This window comes from Ensifer sp. LC11 (assembly GCF_001695835.1).
Classification (GTDB): domain Bacteria; phylum Pseudomonadota; class Alphaproteobacteria; order Rhizobiales; family Rhizobiaceae; genus Ensifer.
Genome location: NZ_MBSO01000018.1, coordinates 78,959 through 96,528 on the forward strand (window position 1 = coordinate 78,959; position 17,570 = coordinate 96,528).

At 63.6% G+C, this 17,570-nt stretch carries 14 protein-coding genes; 4 read left to right on the forward strand and 10 right to left on the reverse strand.

Features of this window, described 5'->3' with window-relative positions; translation table 11 throughout:
* Positions 1-45 precede the first annotated feature (45 nt).
* Entirely contained in the window at positions 46-861 is an 816-nt protein-coding gene (locus BBX50_RS14525) for a 3'(2'),5'-bisphosphate nucleotidase CysQ (RefSeq protein WP_065776035.1), read from the reverse strand.
* Between the two features lie 78 nt (positions 862-939).
* A complete protein-coding gene (locus BBX50_RS14530; protein WP_065776036.1) occupies positions 940-2,286 on the reverse strand; it encodes a TldD/PmbA family protein in 1,347 nt (448 codons plus the stop codon).
* A 146-nt stretch (positions 2,287-2,432) separates the two neighbouring features.
* Between BBX50_RS14530 and BBX50_RS14535 the strand changes: the two genes are divergently transcribed.
* Positions 2,433-4,268, forward strand: coding sequence for a monovalent cation:proton antiporter-2 (CPA2) family protein (locus BBX50_RS14535; RefSeq protein WP_065776037.1), 1,836 nt, complete (start codon positions 2,433-2,435; stop codon positions 4,266-4,268).
* A 43-nt stretch (positions 4,269-4,311) separates the two neighbouring features.
* On the opposite strand, the gene BBX50_RS14540 is transcribed toward BBX50_RS14535, so the two are convergent.
* From BBX50_RS14540 to BBX50_RS14550, 3 genes are all read right to left on the reverse strand, one after another.
* The gene (locus tag BBX50_RS14540) at positions 4,312-5,193 is read right to left on the reverse strand and encodes a patatin-like phospholipase family protein (protein ID WP_065776054.1); all 882 of its coding nucleotides are present in this window, start codon (positions 5,191-5,193) and stop codon (positions 4,312-4,314) included.
* Between the two features lie 86 nt (positions 5,194-5,279).
* Positions 5,280-5,840, reverse strand: a complete 561-nt coding sequence (rsmD, locus tag BBX50_RS14545) for a 16S rRNA (guanine(966)-N(2))-methyltransferase RsmD (protein ID WP_065776038.1) — start codon at positions 5,838-5,840, stop codon at positions 5,280-5,282.
* 6 nt (positions 5,841-5,846) lie between these two features.
* The gene (locus tag BBX50_RS14550) at positions 5,847-7,991 is read right to left on the reverse strand and encodes a pseudouridine synthase (protein ID WP_065776039.1); all 2,145 of its coding nucleotides are present in this window, start codon (positions 7,989-7,991) and stop codon (positions 5,847-5,849) included.
* 73 nt (positions 7,992-8,064) lie between these two features.
* Here BBX50_RS14550 and BBX50_RS14555 point away from each other — a divergent pair, with 73 nt between their 5' ends.
* Entirely contained in the window at positions 8,065-8,514 is a 450-nt protein-coding gene (locus tag BBX50_RS14555; RefSeq protein ID WP_065776040.1) for a nucleoside deaminase, read from the forward strand.
* Positions 8,515-8,585: 71 nt separating this feature from the next.
* Here the strand turns inward: BBX50_RS14555 and BBX50_RS14560 are convergent, their stop codons facing one another.
* The 5 genes from BBX50_RS14560 to BBX50_RS14580 all read right to left on the reverse strand — a co-directional run bounded on the left by BBX50_RS14560 (position 8,586) and on the right by BBX50_RS14580 (position 14,935).
* Positions 8,586-9,065, reverse strand: a complete 480-nt coding sequence (locus BBX50_RS14560) for a GNAT family N-acetyltransferase (RefSeq protein WP_065776041.1) — start codon at positions 9,063-9,065, stop codon at positions 8,586-8,588.
* 115 nt (positions 9,066-9,180) lie between these two features.
* On the reverse strand, positions 9,181-9,801 hold the full coding sequence (locus BBX50_RS14565) for a hypothetical protein (protein WP_065776042.1): 621 nt from the start codon (positions 9,799-9,801) through the stop codon (positions 9,181-9,183).
* Between the two features lie 127 nt (positions 9,802-9,928).
* On the reverse strand, positions 9,929-12,838 hold the full coding sequence (ileS, locus tag BBX50_RS14570; RefSeq protein ID WP_065776043.1) for an isoleucine--tRNA ligase: 2,910 nt from the start codon (positions 12,836-12,838) through the stop codon (positions 9,929-9,931).
* Between the two features lie 248 nt (positions 12,839-13,086).
* Positions 13,087-14,070, reverse strand: coding sequence for a bifunctional riboflavin kinase/FAD synthetase (locus BBX50_RS14575; protein ID WP_065776044.1), 984 nt, complete (start codon positions 14,068-14,070; stop codon positions 13,087-13,089).
* A 16-nt stretch (positions 14,071-14,086) separates the two neighbouring features.
* A complete protein-coding gene (locus BBX50_RS14580; protein WP_065776045.1) occupies positions 14,087-14,935 on the reverse strand; it encodes a TIGR01459 family HAD-type hydrolase in 849 nt (282 codons plus the stop codon).
* 451 nt (positions 14,936-15,386) lie between these two features.
* Here BBX50_RS14580 and groES point away from each other — a divergent pair, with 451 nt between their 5' ends.
* Positions 15,387-15,683 carry a co-chaperone GroES gene (gene groES, locus BBX50_RS14585; RefSeq protein WP_004675403.1) on the forward strand — a complete coding sequence of 99 codons (297 nt, stop codon included), beginning with the start codon at positions 15,387-15,389 and terminating at the stop codon, positions 15,681-15,683.
* Between the two features lie 62 nt (positions 15,684-15,745).
* Positions 15,746-17,383: a chaperonin GroEL gene (gene groL / locus BBX50_RS14590; protein ID WP_065776046.1), complete on the forward strand. Its 1,638-nt coding sequence runs from the start codon at positions 15,746-15,748 to the stop codon at positions 17,381-17,383.
* Positions 17,384-17,570 lie beyond the last annotated feature (187 nt).

Here is a 17,570-nt window from a genome sequence, read left to right on the forward strand (position 1 = left end):
CTTATTTGGGTGTGGGCGTTGATTTGAGGCATTCGGCCTTAAAGGTCAATGGGGCTCCAGTGACCTCGAGGCGGCAATCAGGCCCGGCAACAGCGGTCTTGCGGCCGCGCAGAGGACACCGTGGATGACCGTTGAACGATTGTAGGACAGAGCCTTCCCATCGAGATCGACAAGGGCGCCGCCCGCCTCAGCGAGAATGAGATCGGCGGCCGCCAGATCCCAGTCATGCGAGTTCCTTTTCACCAGCGTGCCATCGATCCGCCCGTCCGCCACCATCGCCAGGCGATAGGCAAGCGACGGCACATGCGGCACGCGCGCCACGGCGCTGCGATAGGCAGGGGCGAACTTGCCGATCGTATCTTCGGCAGCCGCAAGATGCAGCGTCTCTCCGGCTTTCGCCTCACGCACGGAGATCGGCGTGCCGTTTCGCAGCGCAGCCCTTCCCGCGCCCGCCTCGAAGAGCTCATCTAGCGCCGGGGCGTAGAGGATGCCGGCGACCGGCTGGCCACGGTGAACGACAGCGACGCTGACACACCAGAGCTCCTTGCCGGCGATGAAGGCGCGGGTTCCGTCGATCGGATCGACGACGAAGACCGTGTCGCGGGAAAGCCGGCTCTGATCGTCGTCGGTCTCTTCCGACAGCCAGCCATAGTCGGGTCTGGCTGCAAGCAGCCGCGTCTTCAGCACATCGTTGGCCGCCAGGTCCGCTTCGCTCACCGGCGAGCGGCCTTCGTTCTTCCAGCGAACGTCAGGGCCTTTGCGAAAATAGCCAAGCGCCGTTTCGCCGGCCACGACCGCGGCGGCGCGGATCAACTCAAGATCCGCCGTCCAATCCGCGCCCGATGGTGCAGTTTCAGACATTCAAAACTCCGTCAGCCCGCCGCTCCATAGCACGAGAGCGGGATCAGCGCGGATCCTTCGCGCTTTTTCCTGGTCTCTCTAGATGCCGGCGAGCGTCATGCCCTCGATGGCGAGTGTTGGCGCAGCAACGCCGAACTTGCGGTCGATGTCATCGGCGGGCGTCAGCGCCATGAACATCTCCTTGAGATTGGAGGCGATCGTGACCTCGGAGACGGCGAAGGTCAGTTCGCCGTTCTCGATCCAGAAGCCGGAGGCGCCGCGGCTATATTCACCGGTCACCATGTTGACGCCCTGGCCGATCAGCTCGGTGACGTAGAAGCCGGTCCCGACACTGCGGATCAGATCGTCACGCGAAATCGATCCCGGTTCGAGTGCCAGATTGGTCGAGGCCGGGTTGACGGTCGGACCGCCGCGAACACCGCGGCCGTTGGTTTCGAGCCCAAGCTCCGCCGCGGCCGAGCTCGAAAGGAACCAATGGTTGAGCACGCCGTCCTCGACCATGACAAGCTTTTCGCCGCTGACGCCTTCGCCGTCGAAGGGGCGCGAGGAGGAGCCGCGCACGACCAGCGGGTCGTCCGTCACCGAAAGGCCCGACTTCAGGATCTGCTTGCCCATCATGTCACGCAGGAAGCTCGTCTTGCGCGCGACAGCGGCACCGTTGATGGCCCCGGCCAAATGCCCGACGAAACCACGGGCCATGCGCGGATCGAAGACGACGGTGACGTTCTTGGCGGTCGATACCTGGCGCGGATTGATGCGGGCAACCGCACGCTCGCCGGCAACGCGACCGATCTCATCGGCGGCCCTCAGGTCTGCGAAGTAGAGGCGACTGTCGAAATCGTAGTCGCGCTCCATCTTGGTGCCCTCGCCGGCGATGGCGCTGACGGAGCAGCCGAAACGCGTGGCCATGTAGGAACCGGAAAAGCCATGCGAGGTGACAAGCACCAGGCCGCCCATGCCGGCGGAGGCGCCGGCACCGCTGGAGTTGGTGACCCCCGAAACCGCAAGCGCTGCCTCTTCCGCAGCGAGTGCGGCTTCGGTCAAGGTCTCTGTGGAAACGGCTGTCGGGTCGAAAAGATCGAGGTCCGGATAGGACCTCGCCAGCCGGCCGGCATCCGCGAGCGACGCAAATGGGTCCTCCGGCGAGGCCTTGGCCATGGCAACGGCGCGTTCGGCGAGCAGCGTCAGGTCAAAGCCCGGATTGGCCGAGACGCTGGCAACGCGCCGGCCAACGAAAACCCGGAGCGAGAAATCGTCGCTTTCGGAGGCTTCCGTCGCTTCGACCTTGCCGAGGCGGACGGAGACCGAGCGCGAGCGCCCGCGCACCACCACCGCGTCGGCGGCGTCGGCGCCAGCCTTGCGGGCGAGGTCCACGAGTTCGGAAGCGCGTTTTTCGAGGTCGGCAGAATCGATCGTGTCTGACATGGTGTGGCCTTTCATTCCTGCCCCATTTATTGTGCGGCGAAGCAGGCATCAAGGGCATCGGCCTGATTCCCGCTCAAACACCGCAAATGAAGCGCTCTCGAAGCTCCCGTGAGGAGCCCGGTGCTGCAATAGTGAAAGCCTGAGGCATGGCAACGACACCGATCATCTATTCCCAGGCCCTGATGCTGCTCGGCGGGGCGGTCATTGCCGCCCCCATCTTCAAGCGGCTCGGCCTCGGCACGATCCTCGGTTACCTCTCCGCCGGCATATTGATCGGCCCGGTCGCCCAAAGCATTACCGAAGGCGAGCAGATCCTGCACGTCTCGGAACTCGGCGTCGTCTTCCTGCTGTTCATCATCGGCCTCGAACTCAAGCCCTCACGCCTCTGGCAGATGCGGCGCGACATTTTCGGCCTTGGCACGGCGCAGGTGCTGATTACCGGCATCCTGCTGTCCTACATCATCTATGCGCTCGGGCTTCTCGGGCATGGCGGCAGCATCATCGCCGGCTTCGGCCTGGCACTGTCGTCGACGGCCTTTGCCATGCAGATCCTCGACGAAGGCAACGACCGCAACACGCGCTACGGGCAGCGCGCCTTCTCGATCCTCCTGCTCCAGGATCTGGCGATCGTCCCCTTGCTTGCCTTGATCCCGCTCATGGCGCTGCAGGCCCCTGAAGACACCACCCCACCGCTCGAGGATTTCGCGATCGCCACCACGGCGATCGTCGTTCTCTTCGCCGCCGGCCGCTACCTCGTGAACCCGCTGTTCCAGATTATTGCCCGCACGGGCGCCCGCGACGTCATGATCGCCGCCGCACTGCTTGTCGTCATGGGCGCGGCGACCATGATGCAGCTCGCCGGCCTGTCCATGGCCATGGGAGCATTCCTCGCAGGCGTTCTGCTTGCGGAATCCTCCTATCGCCACGAACTCGAGGCCGATATTGAGCCGTTTCGCGGTATCCTGCAGGCGCTGTTTTTCATGGCCGTCGGACTGTCGCTGGAGCTCGATGTCATCGTCGAGCGCTACCAGTTGATCATCATAGCCGTGCCGCTCCTGATGGCCTTGAAAAGCCTGGTGCTCTACTGGCTCTGCCGGCTCACGGGATCGCACCACAACGACGCGGTGCGCATCAGCCTGCTTTTGCCGCAGGGCGGCGAATTCGGCTTCGTGCTGTTTACGGCAGCGGCCACCGCCGGCGTCTTCTCGGGTGGCGACGCCTCGCTGCTCGTGGCGATAGTGACCTTGTCGATGGCGCTGACGCCGATTGCCTCCATGCTAGCCGGAAAGCTGATGCGCGAGCAGGACGAGATGGACGAGGAGATCGAGGAAGATTTCGACGGCGCCAATGCCGACGTTCTGATGATCGGCTTTTCCCGCTTCGGGCAGATCGCCGCGCAAATCCTGCTTGCCGGTGGCCGTGACGTGACGATCATCGACCATTCCGCCGCCCGTGTTCGTCAGGCCGCGACCTTCGGCTTCCGCATCTATTTCGGCGACGGCAACCGCCTCGACGTGCTGCGCGCCGCCGGCATCGAACGGGCCAAGATCGTCGCGGTGTGCACGCAGAAGAAGGAAACGACCGACCACATCATTGATCTCGTGCAGTCGGAGTATCCAAACGCCCGCATCTACGCCCGCTCCTACGACCGCCTGCATACGCTGGAGCTGCGCGCCAAGGGGGTCGACTACGAACTGCGGGAGACCTTCGAGTCCGGCCTGCTCTTCGGCCGCAAGACACTCGAAGCGCTCGGGGTTGGCGACGACGAGGCGATCGCCATCATGGATGACATCCGCAAGCGCGACGAGGCGCGGCTTGTGCTGCAGGAGGCCGAAGGCATCACGGCCGGTCGCGACATGCTGCATTCGCGGCCGGTGAGGCCCGAACCGCTGGTCAAGCCGAAGCGCGAGGTCGATCACACCCAGGAGACGGGCGAGCGGATCCTGCCGGGGCTGCCCGCCGACGAACGCGAGAGCGCCTGATTGCGCGAGCAGCGCGCGTTGGCGCAGCGAAAGGCTTCGAAGGTCAGCTGATCTTCGGCAACCGCATCCGCTCGTCGAGCGCCCGTTTCAGCTGGTCCTTGATCGCCGCGGTCCCGTTCAGCACATCCTGGGCACGCAGGAAATCCATCACCCGGTATCTGCCGACATCCGGCCGCAGCAAGATGTCTGGCGCGCCCTCCTTGAGCTTCATCGCGATGATTGACTGCATCATCAGCTGGCTTGCGCCGAACAGGCTGTCGATGCGGCTCGGGATCGTCTTGCCGTCACCATCGGGACCGCCGACGACATCGACGGCAACGACGATATCAGCGAGGCCACGCAGGTGGTCGAAGGGAATGGGGTTGTAAATGCCGCCGTCGATCATCACCCGCCCTGCAATCTTCACAGGCTTGAAGATCGCAGGCAAGGCGGCGGAGGCAGCCAGAGCCTGCCACAGGTCGCCCTTGTCGCAGATGTGCTCGGTCTGACCATAGTAGTCAGTGGTGACGACCTTCAGCGGGATTTCGAGATCGGAAAACTTCGGCGGAATCGCCGCGGGCAGGAAGGCTCTCAGAACGCGCTCAATATTGAACTGGCCGAAACCAAAGCGGCTTGCCATGGCTTCGGAAAGGCTTGCCGGTCGCAATTGCCACAGGCGGTTGACGACCTCGCGGCGATGACCGACGGTCGAGAGCGTATGCGCCTTGATCTCTTCGCCGCTGAGACCGGCCGCCATGCCGGCGCCCATGATCGCGCCGATGGAAGAACCGGCGATGGCGACCGGGCGGATGCCGAGCTCATCCAACGCCTCGATGACATGAATATGCGCAAGCCCGCGAGCGCCACCGCCGCCTAGTGCCAGCGCCACCGTCGGCTGGCTCGTTGCGTCGAGTTCACTAGACGTCATCGAAAGGTCCTGCTTCATCGGCATGCCCTCCGCGCTGGGCGGGTTGAGAAAAACGGCGAGATCCAGCGGCAGCCTATCCCGGCAAGGGAACCGAAATTACGGCGTCAGGCTCCATGAAACCGGTAGAAATGCATGCGCGTATCGCCAAAGACCCGGATGTCGAGGCGCTCAAAGACGGCCGTGGGCGCCGGCTGAACGTCTGCCCGTTCTTCCAGCACGATCAGCGCGCCGGGAACCAGCCAGTTGCCGGCGGCAGCGGACGCAAGCGCTTTCTCGCCCAGACCCTTTGCGTAAGGCGGATCGGCGAAGACGAGATGAAACGGCTCCATGGTGCCGACGGCACCAAGCCTGGTGGCATCGCGCCGGAAGACCTTGGCCCGGCCCTGCAGGCCGAGCGCCTCGATGTTGGTTTGAAGTAGCCCCCTGCCCTCGACGCCCTGCTCGACGAAGAGCGCCTGCCGGCACCCGCGCGACAGGGCTTCGATGCCAACGGCGCCGGTCCCGGCGAAAAGGTCGAGCACCCGGGTTCCATCAAGCGCTTCCGGATAGGAATGGCTCAGGATGTTGAACAGGCTCTCGCGCGTCCGGTCCGTGGTCGGACGAATATCGTTGGACTTTGGGGTCGCCAGACTGCGACCCCGAAACTCTCCACCGACGATACGCACGACCGCTTAGTTTCCTCTGCCGCGCGGCTTGCCGCCGGCCGGGCGTCCGCCACCGCCGGAGCGTCCGCCGCCGGGACGTCCACCGCCGGGTTTGCCGCCGCCAGGCTTGCCACCGCGCGGTCCACCAGAGCGTTCACCGAAGGACTTGCCACCGGACGGCTTGCCGCCGAAGGACTTACCGCGGGGCTTGTCGCCGAACGGTCGGTCCCCCCCTTCGCGGCGCTGAGGGCGATCGCCCTCGGCGCGCGGCGCTCTCGGCTTGTCGGAGTAGCTGCGTGGGCCACCTTCGGCGCGGGCAGGACGATCGCCGCGCGGGCGGTCGCCACCTTCGCGACGCTGAGGGCGATCACCCTCGGCGCGCGGTGCTCTCGGCTTGTCGGAGTAACTGCGTGGGCCGCCTTCGGCGCGGGCAGGACGATCGCCGCGCGGGCGGTCACCACCTTCGCGACGCTGAGGCCGATCGCCGTCTGCACGCGGGAAGCGAGGCTTATCGGAGTAGCTGCGCGGGCCGCCTTCAGAACGAGCCGGACGGTCACCGCCTTCACGGCGCGCAGGACGGTCACCGTGATCGCGCGACCTGCGGTCTCCCGCGTCGCCCGCCTTGCGCCGGCCGAAGCCGCCATCCCGGCCCTCGTCCTTGCCGCGACGGGCAGGCTCGCTCGCGCTGATCCATTCGCCCTCTTCGTCGCGACGCTTGATCGGCGCGGCAGAGGCTGGACGGTCGGCGCGATCGAAGTCTCTTGGCGAACCGCCCTTGCGATCGGGATCGAACTTTCCGGATGTTTTCGTGGCAAAGCCATCCTTGGTGCGGCCGTAGCGCTTGGTCTTCGGCGCACCTTCCGGACGCTCGCGGCGAGCGGGCTTCTCGGAGACATCGCCTTCAGCGGATTTCGGCTTCTTTTCTGCCAGCGGGCGCGCACCCGGCGCCATCCAGACATTGGCCGTGCGGGCACGCTGTGCGGGAGCGCGCTTCGGCCGGTCTTCAAACTTGGCGTCACGGTCTTCGCGGGGACCACCCTTGCCACGGGCGCCGTCCTTGCGGCCACCGTCGCGACGATCATCGCGGCGGGTGTCGAGCCGGGCCAGCGCACGCTCACGCTTGTCCTCAGGCTTTTCCCAGCGGCTGCTGCGCTCAGCCCTGCGGCCGTCTTCAGCATCACCTTCAGCGTCGCCGGCAATGGTTGCCGCCTGGTCGTTGTAAAGCGGTGCGTCGAAGTTCGCCTTGGCGTCTTCGATTAGGCGCGGACCCAACTGGTCGCGCAGCGTGCGGCCGCGAATTTCCTGGACGTGGCCTTCCGGCAGCTCGCCGAGCTGGAACGGTCCGTAGGAAATGCGGATGAGACGGTTGACGTCGAGACCAAGCGCGCCGAGCACGTTCTTGATTTCGCGGTTCTTGCCTTCGCGAAGCCCCATGGTGATCCAGACGTTCGAACCCTGGACGCGGTCGAGCGTCGCTTCGATCGCGCCGTAGAGCACGCCGTCAACGGCAATGCCGTCCTTCAGCCGGTCGAGATCGGCCTGATCGACCTCGCCGTGAGCGCGCACACGATAGCGGCGCAGCCAGCCGGTTGACGGCAATTCGAGCACGCGCGCAAGACCACCATCGTTGGTGAGCAGCAGCAAGCCTTCGGTATTGATATCCAGGCGACCGATCGACAGCACCCGCGGCAGTTCCTCCGGCAGGTTCTCAAACACGGTCGGCCGTCCCTCCGGGTCGGCATTGGTGGTCACGAGGCCGGCCGGCTTGTGGTAGAGCCACAGGCGGGTGCGCTCGATGCCGCGGATCGGCTGGTCGTCGACCTCGATCGCGTCGGCGAGCGTCGCGTTGACGACCGGCGTGTCGAGCACGACGCCGTTGAGCTTGATGCGGCCTTCCATGATCATCCGTTCGACGTCACGGCGCGAGGCCACGCCGGCGCGCGCCAGGATCTTCGAGATGCGCTGCGGCTCGTCGGCAGCAGCCGTCGCCGCGCTCGGGCGCTCCTTGGCCGGCCGCGAGGCGCCGGGCTTAGGCCCTGAAGCCTTGAAGCCGGATGCCTTTGGCCCGCCAGCGTTTTTCGGTGACGCGGACTTCTTGTCGGCGAAATGCGGTTTCTTGTCCCGGCCGGCGGACTTGCCGCCAGGCCGCGTGGGCTTGTCTTTGGATGTCATTTGTGTTGCCTGCCTTTTGCGGCTGTCCTATCAGGTCGTGGCCCGTGGGTTAAGAGAAATTATTGTTTGAGCGATGGCTGAGACGACACGCTTCATGGATGCGGCCCTTGAGGAGGCCAGGAAAGCAGCTGATCGCGGCGAAGTCCCGATCGGCGCCGTGGTGGTTTTCGACGGCCGGATCATTTCCCGCGCCGGCAATCGCACCCGCGAACTCAACGACGTGACCGCCCATGCCGAAATCGTCGCCATCCGCGAAGCCTCTGCCGTCCTCAACGATGAGCGGCTGACAGGTGCCGATCTCTACGTCACCCTCGAACCCTGCACCATGTGCGCGGCAGCGATTTCATTCGCGCGCATCCGCCGCCTCTATTACGGCGCCGACGACCCGAAGGGCGGCGCTGTCGACAGTGGCGTGCGCTTCTTCGGCTCCCCCACCTGCCACCATGTGCCGGATGTCTATTCGGGGCTGGCCGAACGGGAGGCCGCGGATCTGCTCAAGGATTTCTTCGCCGGAAAGCGATAGGCGGGTCCTGCGTTTTTTGAGTTACCGCGCTTGCGAACGGAAAAGCGTTTCACACAGCTCCCGTGCCCGCTTCAGTCTGCAGCGAAGCTTTCGAGCGCTGCACCGGCGAGCCGGTAGCGCGTCCACTCGGACATCGGCTCGGCGCCAACCGCTTCGTAAACCCGGATCGCCGGCTCGTTCCAGTCGAGCACGCTCCATTCGAAGCGGCCGCAGCCTTCTTCGACGGCAATCTTTGCAAGGTGCTTCAGGAGCATCTTGCCGGCGCCGGAGCCACGGCAATCGGGTGTGACGTATAGGTCTTCAAGGTACAGGCCCTTGCGCGCCTGCCAGGTGGAATAGTTGTAGAACCACATGGCAAAGCCCGCCGGCCGTCCGTCCTTCTCACAGATCACCGCGCGTGTGATGGCGCCCGGACCGAAGAGCGAGGCCTGCAACATCTCGACCGTCGCCTCGACTGCATCCGGTTCCTTCTCATAGATGGCAAGTTCGGTGATGAAACGCAGAATGGTTTCGGCGTCTTCCGGACGGGCGTCGCGAATGCTGATGGTCATGGTCAGACGCTGCTTAAGGCAATTCCTGGAGAAGGGCCAATCAAGCCTCTCGCTGGAGCCGCATTGATACAAGGGGTTGGGTCAGCTCTGTTTTCGACGAACCGACGAGATGATCTTAGAAGGGCCAGTACCACTTGGTGCCGGTGTTCTTGATCTGGGCCTCCTTCTTGCGGCGGCGCTCCTTGTCCTTCTCCGGCTCGCCGAGATCGGTCTCCGTACCCTCGGGCAAGCGGCGATAGTCAAGCGGCGGATCGCTCAGGAAGCGGCGCTTATCGGAATAGGCGCCCATCTCGATCTTACGCCCTTCGCGATAGGCTTCCTGCTGTTCCTTCGCCGAGAGACGGCGACCGTTGGCGCTCGCCTTGGCGAGCGGCGAAACGTAGTTGGGGTTGTTCTTGTTGGCGTCGGCCTCCTCGCGCAGACGGGCGCGGACTTCTTCCGGCGATTCAACCCACTCCGGGTTTGCTTCACGGGTGGCGAGCGACTTCTGCGGCTCGACGAGTGCGGTCTGCTGGGCCGAGGGCGGCAGGACGAGACCAGGACGCGGCTGATACTTGACCGGGTCGCGCTTCGTCGGACCCAAGCTTGCAACGCTGCCGAGGTCGTCCATGAGCTGCTCGCCAGCCGTCTTGTCCGTGCCATAGGTCGGGCCGCCGATGCAGCCCGAAAGCACCAGGCCGCTCGTCAGAATGGCGGCTACGCTGGCAAACACTCGCAACTCTCGTGTCATTTCCATGAATTTCCTTCCAGCCGGCCACCGGTCAGCGCGGCCACCCAAGCGCCCATGACGGAAAAATCCGCCAAATTTCGGGCAGGTTTTACCGGATGAACGCAACGAGTGCAATTCATCCGGTAACAATCGCTTACGCCTTGAAACCAAGCTCGTGCAGCGCAGCCGCATCACGGGCAGACACGTCCGGGTAGAGCGGGTCGGAACCGACGTCCGTGGTGATACGCCAGGAACGCGCGCACTTCTGGCCCTCAGCGAGCTTCGGCACAACGCTCACCTTGGCAACCTCAGGCAGCCGGAACGCGTCCGCGGGACCTTCGGTGGCCTCAATGGCGATTGCCGACGTGATGCAGATCTCGGCGAAGTCCTGGCCTTCCAGCGCCTTCAACAGCTCCGGATCGGCGACGTGGACGACCGGCGCGGCTTCCAGGGACGAGCCGATGCGCTTGTCCTTGCGCTCGATCTCGAGCGCGCCGGTGACGACCGTGCGAACCGCACGGATCTTGTCCCACTTGGCTTCAAGCGCGTCGTTCTTCCATTCCGCGGGGATGGCCGGGAACTGTTCGAGATGCACCGAGACCGCGTCAGGCTTGCGCGACAGCCAGGCTTCTTCCGTGGTGAAGGGCAGCATCGGCGCCAGCCACAGAACGAGGCAATCGAAAAGCTTGCGGATGACGGCAAGCGCTGCACGGCGGCGCAGGCTCGACGGCGCGTCGCAATAGAGCGCGTCCTTGCGGACGTCGAAGTAGAAGGCCGACAGTTCGACGTTGGAGAAATCGATCAGCGCACGGGCGATCCTCTTGAAGTCGAAAGCGTCGTAGCCTTCACGCACGACCTGGTCGAGCTCCGACAGGCGATGGAGCATCAGCTTCTCGAGTTCCGGCATATCGGCATAGGCGATCTCCTCGCCCTTGTCGTGGGCGAGCGTGCCGAGCATCCAGCGGATCGTGTTGCGCAGCTTGCGATAGGCGTCGATGTTGGTCTGGATGATCGTCTTGCCGAGACGCTGGTCTTCCCAATAGTCGGTCGTCATCACCCACAGACGCAGGATGTCGGCGCCGGCATCCTTCATCACTTCCTGCGGCGTGACGGTGTTGCCCTTCGACTTCGACATCTTCTCGCCCTTCTCATCCATGGTGAAGCCATGGGTGACGACGGCGTTGTAGGGCGCGCGGCCGCGCGTGGCACAAGCCTCGAGCAGCGAGGAATGGAACCAGCCGCGATGCTGATCCGAACCTTCCAGGTAGACATCGGCCGGCCACTTCAGGTCCGGGCGGTCTTCGAGCGTGAAGGTGTGCGTCGAACCGCTGTCGAACCAGACGTCGAGGATGTCCATGACCTGGTGCCACTTGGCATGGTCGTGGTCGTTGCCGAGGAAGCGGTCCTTGGCGCCTTCGGCAAACCAGGCATCGGCACCTTCAAGCTCGAAGGCGTCGAGGATGCGGGCATTGACGGCCTCGTCGATCAGGATCTCGCCCTGGTCGTCGGCGAAGATGGCGATCGGCACGCCCCAGGCGCGCTGACGCGACAGCACCCAGTCCGGGCGCCCTTCGATCATCGCGCGCAGGCGGTTCTGGCCAGCGCCGGGAACGAAGCGGGTGTCGTCGATCGCCGAAAGCGCGCGCGAGCGCAGCGTCGTACCGTCGCCGAAGCCCTTGTCCATGTAGACAAACCACTGCGGCGTGTTGCGGAAGATCACCGGCTTCTTCGAGCGCCAGGAATGTGGATAGGAGTGCTTCAGGCGGCCGCGGGCAAACAGCGCATGGCGGCCGATGAGTGCCTTGATGACGCGGTCGTTGGCGTCGCCTTTCTTGCCCTTGTCGTCGAGCACGCGACCGGCGCCCCCTTCGGAGTCCGGGCCAAAACCATGGGCATCGGCGGTGAAGTAGCCGGCGTCGTCGACGGTGAACGGGATCGCCGAGGAGATGCCACGGGCTTCGAGCGCGCGGGCGTTGTCCATCCAGGCGTCAAAGTCCTCGCGGCCGTGGCTGGGTGCGGTGTGCACGAAGCCGGTACCGGCGTCGTCGGTGACGTGGTCGCCGTCGAGCAGCGGCACCTTGAAGGCGTAGCCGCCGCCAAGGCCGTGCAGCGGATGGGCGCAGGTGACGGCTGCAAGTTCGTCGGCCTCGAGGTCACGAACGAAATTGAAGGTGAGCTTGGCCTTGGCCGCAGATTCGTCTGCAAGGCGCTTGGCGAAGATCAGCTTTTCGCCCGGCTGCGGACCGAAGTCGTTTTCGGCGGTCGCCACTTCGTAGAGGCCATAGGCATAACGCGAGGAGAAGGCGATGGCACGGTTGCCGGGGATGGTCCAGGGCGTGGTCGTCCAGATCACGACGAAGGTGCCGGCAAGGCTGTCGGGCCCCTCGGTGACCGGGAACTTCACCCAGATCATGTCGCTTTCGACATCGGCATATTCGACTTCGGCTTCGGCGAGCGCGGTGCGCTCGACGACCGACCACATCACCGGCTTCGAGCCGCGATAGAGCTGGCCGAGCTTGGCGATCTTTATCAGTTCGCCGGCGATGCGCGCTTCTGCGTGGAAGTTCATCGTCGTATAGGGGTTGTCAAAGTCGCCCTCGATGCCGAGGCGCTTGAACTCTTCCGCCTGGACCTGGATCCAGCCGGCGGCAAAGTCGCGGCATTCCCTGCGGAATTCGTTGACCGGAACCTCGTCCTTGTTCTGGCCCTTCTCGCGGTACTTCTCCTCGATCTTCCATTCGATCGGCAGACCGTGGCAGTCCCAGCCCGGAACGTAGTTGGCGTCGAAGCCGCGCATCTGGAACGACCGGTTGATGACGTCCTTGAGGATCTTGTTCAGCGCGTGTCCGATATGGATGTTGCCGTTGGCATAGGGCGGGCCGTCATGCAGCACGAACTTCTCGCGGCCGGCGGCCGAGGCGCGCAGCTTCTTGTAGAGGCCCATCTTCTGCCAGCGGGCCACCGTTTCCGGCTCCTTCTGCGGCAGGCCGGCGCGCATCGGGAACTCCGTCTGCGGCAGGTAGAGGGTCGAGGAATAGTCGATCTTTTCAGCGGTGTCGGTCATGGTCTTTGCAATCGCTTCTTCGCGCGAAGGGTCCGCGCATACGAAATGGGCTCGGTATCGAGAGATGACTGGGGCGTCGGAAACGCCGAAATCCCGGACCTTCCGGCTGACTAAAGCGCGCGGAAGGCCGGGCCAATAATTCGCTGATCGATGATCAATCGACGGTGCCGGGTCATGGTGGCCGGTTGTTTAAGGCGTTTTCCGCCTTTTGAAAAGGTCCGCCACGGCGCGAACGCCGAATTCTTTTGTCAGGCGAAGTTGAGTTTGCGGTCGATGTCGCCGAGCGGCACAACGCCGGAGAGCAGCGCCCTTGCTTCGGCTTCGTCCTGACGGATTTGCGCGACGAGCGGATCGAGCCCGTCGAACTTCAGCTCGTCACGCAAGTGACCGAAGAAGGAAACCGAGCAGACCTCACCGTAAAGATCGCCGGAAAAATCGAAGACGAAGGTTTCGAGCAGAGGCTCGCCGTCGCTGTCGACCGTTGGCCGGCGCCCGAAGCTTGCGACACCATCGTGCAGCGAACCGTCCGGGCGACGGAAACGCACCGCATAGATGCCGGGCCTGAGCTCAACTTCGGCCGGAAGCCGCATGTTGGCTGTCGGGAACCCGAGTTCGCGGCCAAGCTTCTTGCCGCCGATCACTTCCGCCTCGGCGATGTAGCGATAGCCGAGCATGCCTGCGGCTTGCGAGACATCGCCTTCGCCGAGCAGCGCACGAATGTAGCTCGACGAAATGACCGAGGCATTTTCGTCGCGGAACGCATCGACCAGCGTCACGCCGAAACCATTTTCGCCGCCGGCCGCCATCAGAAAGGCAGGACCGCCCTCGCGACCCTTGCCGAAATGGAAATCGAAGCCGGTCACCACATGCGAGGCATGCAGCCATTCGAGCAGGATGCGATGAATGAAATCCGATGCGGACAACTGCGAGAAGGTGCGATCGAAGGGGTACTCGATGACCGCACCGAAGCCCATGCCCTCAAGGATACGGGCCTTCAGCGGCGCCGGCGTCAGCCGGAAGACCGGGGTCTCCGGGCGGAACACGGTTCTCGGATGCGGCTCGAAGGTCAAGACAAGCGCCGGCACCCGGCGAGCCGCCGCCTCTTCCAGCGCCCGGTTCAGCACCGACTGGTGGCCGCGGTGCACGCCATCGAAATTGCCGATGGCGACAACGCCGCCGCGCAAGTGCTCGGGAAGCGGGTCGCGGGTCTCGTTGCGATGAAAAACCGTCATCTCCGTCGTCTTCCCGTCAGGCGAGCCGCGGCATCCACCACTTCGGCGAGGCGCCTTCCTTTTTCAGGAAAGCGGCGAGCTTCGCCTCGTCGGTCCGGCTTTCGTTCATATACTCCTGGGCGTGAATGCCGGCGCTGATGTAAAGCAGATCCAGGCCTGCATCCTGGGCGCCCTTCACATCCGTCGGCATACCGTCGCCGACGGCAATCACCCGTGACAGATCGATTGCGCCACGTGCGGCCTTAGCCTCACCGAGCGCAGCACGATAGATCGCGATATAGGGCTTGCCGGCAATGCGCGCCTCGCCACCCAGTTCCTCGTAGAGCTTGGCGATCGCACCGGCGCACGGGATCAACCGGTGGCCGCGCTCGACGACGAGATCGGGATTAGCACAGATGAACGGGATCTTGCGTTTGGCAAGGCCTGTCAAAGTGGCACGGTAATGTTCCGGCGTTTCGGTCTCATCGTCGTAGAAGCCGGCACAGACGACCGTCTCGGCATCCTCGGAGGAAACGATCTGCGTTCCGAGCCCCTCCAGCAAAGGCAGATCGCGCTCGGCGCCGATGAAGAAAATCTTCTTGTCCGCGGCAGCGATCAGCCCACGCGTCACATCGCCCGACGTGACGATCCGGTCGTAGGCCTCATCCGGAACGCCGAGGCCACGGATCTGGACCTTCACCATCGGGCTCGGCCGCGGCGAATTGGTGATAAGCACGACCGTCAAGCCGGCGGCACGCGCCTCGGCCAGTGCCTCGCAGGCGGAGGCAAAGGCCTGCACACCGTTGTGAAGAACACCCCAGACATCGCACAGCACGACGTCGTAGCGCGCGGCGATTTCCCGAAAACTGTTGATCCTTACGGCCATCCTGGCTTCCTGCAAACACGGTTTCCGGCTTGCATGGCAAGGAAGGCTGAAGAATACAAGTCTCGGTGCCCGAAAAAGGCGCGCCCTCCCATGGATTCCGGCGTCGCCGCTGCGCTCTTGAGGAGCAGCTCTTGCAAAACCACCGGCCTTCGCCGCTCAACCGGCATAGCGCCATCGCCGCACCGATTATCCACCGCGAAAAATCTCGCCCTTGCCATTTGAGAACCCGAGCGCCCACATTTCGCCAAGAATGGCGCTAGGCTCCCTGCACCCCGCCCAATGCACGCGCTGAAGGCGCCTGCCAACGGCAAAAAATCTGGCCCCGATCCTTGACTCGCTTCATAGCCAGCCTTATCTCGGCGTCGCTAGCACTCGACAAACGAGAGTGCTAACACCCATCCATCGGGTCGATCAGCGATCCGTAATGTCATTTGATCGAGGGATTAGACTAATGGCAAGCACCAATTTCCGCCCGCTGCACGACCGCGTCGTCGTTCGCCGCGTCGAGTCTGAAGAGAAGACCAAGGGCGGCATCATCATTCCGGACACCGCCAAGGAAAAGCCGCAAGAAGGCGAAATCGTCGCCGTCGGTTCGGGCGCCCGTGACGAAAGCGGCAAGGTTGTTGCTCTCGACGTCAAGGCTGGCGACCGCGTTCTGTTCGGCAAGTGGTCGGGCACCGAAGTCAAGATCAACGGCGAAGACCTTCTGATCATGAAGGAAGCCGACATCATGGGCATCATCGGCTGATCAGCCGTCGTCCACCCCTTTTCATGACAACCAATGGGCAATGAGCCCGGGAGTTTTCTCTAATGGCTGCAAAAGAAATCAAGTTCGGCCGCACCGCGCGCGAAAAGATGCTGCGTGGCGTCGACATCCTCGCTGATGCTGTAAAGGTCACCCTCGGCCCGAAGGGTCGTAACGTCATCATCGACAAGTCCTTCGGCGCTCCGCGCATCACCAAGGACGGCGTATCGGTCGCCAAGGAAATCGAACTCGAAGACAAGTTCGAAAACATGGGCGCCCAGATGGTCCGCGAAGTTGCTTCGAAGACCAACGACATCGCCGGTGACGGTACCACGACTGCAACCGTTCTTGCCCAGGCGATCGTTCGCGAAGGCGCAAAGGCCGTTGCTGCCGGCATGAACCCGATGGACCTGAAGCGCGGCATCGACCTCGCCGTCGCCGAAGTCGTCAAGGATCTCCAGGCCAAGGCCAAGAAAATCAACACGTCGGAAGAAGTCGCACAGGTCGGCACGATCTCGGCCAACGGCGAGCGTCAGATCGGCCTCGACATCGCAGAAGCGATGCAGAAGGTCGGCAACGAAGGCGTCATCACGGTTGAAGAAGCCAAGACCGCCGAAACCGAACTCGAAGTCGTCGAAGGCATGCAGTTCGACCGCGGCTACCTCTCGCCCTACTTCGTCACCAACCCGGAAAAGATGGTCGCTGACCTCGACGACGTCTTCGTTCTCCTCCACGAGAAGAAGCTCTCGAACCTTCAGGCCATGCTCCCGGTTCTCGAAGCTGTCGTTCAGACCGGCAAGCCGCTCCTCATCATCGCTGAAGACGTCGAAGGCGAAGCTCTTGCAACGCTCGTCGTCAACAAGCTGCGTGGCGGCCTGAAGATCGCTGCTGTCAAGGCTCCGGGCTTCGGCGATCGCCGCAAGGCCATGCTCGAAGACATCGCCATCCTGACCGGCGGCACCGTGATCTCCGAAGACCTCGGCATCAAGCTCGAAAACGTCACGCTCGACATGCTCGGCCGTGCGAAGAAGGTTTCGATCTCCAAGGAAAACACGACGATCGTCGACGGTTCCGGCCAGAAGAGCGACATCGAAGGCCGCGTTGCACAGATCAAGGCTCAGATCGAAGAAACCAGCTCCGACTACGACCGCGAAAAGCTGCAGGAACGTCTTGCCAAGCTCGCTGGCGGCGTTGCCGTGATCCGCGTTGGCGGCTCGACGGAAGTCGAAGTGAAGGAAAAGAAGGACCGCATCGACGACGCTCTCAACGCGACGCGCGCTGCTGTTCAGGAAGGCATCGTACCGGGCGGCGGCGTTGCCCTGCTGCGCTCCTCCGTCAAGATCACCGTCAAGGGTGTCAACGACGACCAGGAAGCCGGCATCAACATCGTTCGCCGCGCTCTGCAGGCTCCGGCCCGCCAGATCGCTGAGAACGCTGGTGACGAAGCTTCGATCGTTGTCGGCAAGATCCTCGACAAGGACCAGGACAACTTCGGCTACAACGCCCAGACCGGCGAATATGGCGACATGATCGCCATGGGCATCATCGACCCGGTCAAGGTCGTTCGCACCGCCCTTCAGGACGCAGCTTCGGTTGCCGGCCTCCTCGTCACGACGGAAGCCATGATTGCCGAACTGCCGAAGAAGGACGCTCCGGCAATGCCGGGCGGCATGGGCGGCATGGGCGGCATGGACATGATGTGATAAAGGCAACAGCCTTTTTGCATTAACGATCCATCCGGATCGGAAGGGCGGCCCTCGGGTCGCCCTTTCTTGTAAGCAAGTAAACCTCCACCTCCGGTGGAGGACTGGACGAGTTCTACATCTTCCTTGAGAGACCTCCGTGCTTGGACCGCTAGGCTGGCCGAGACATAGAACGGAGGTTTTATGG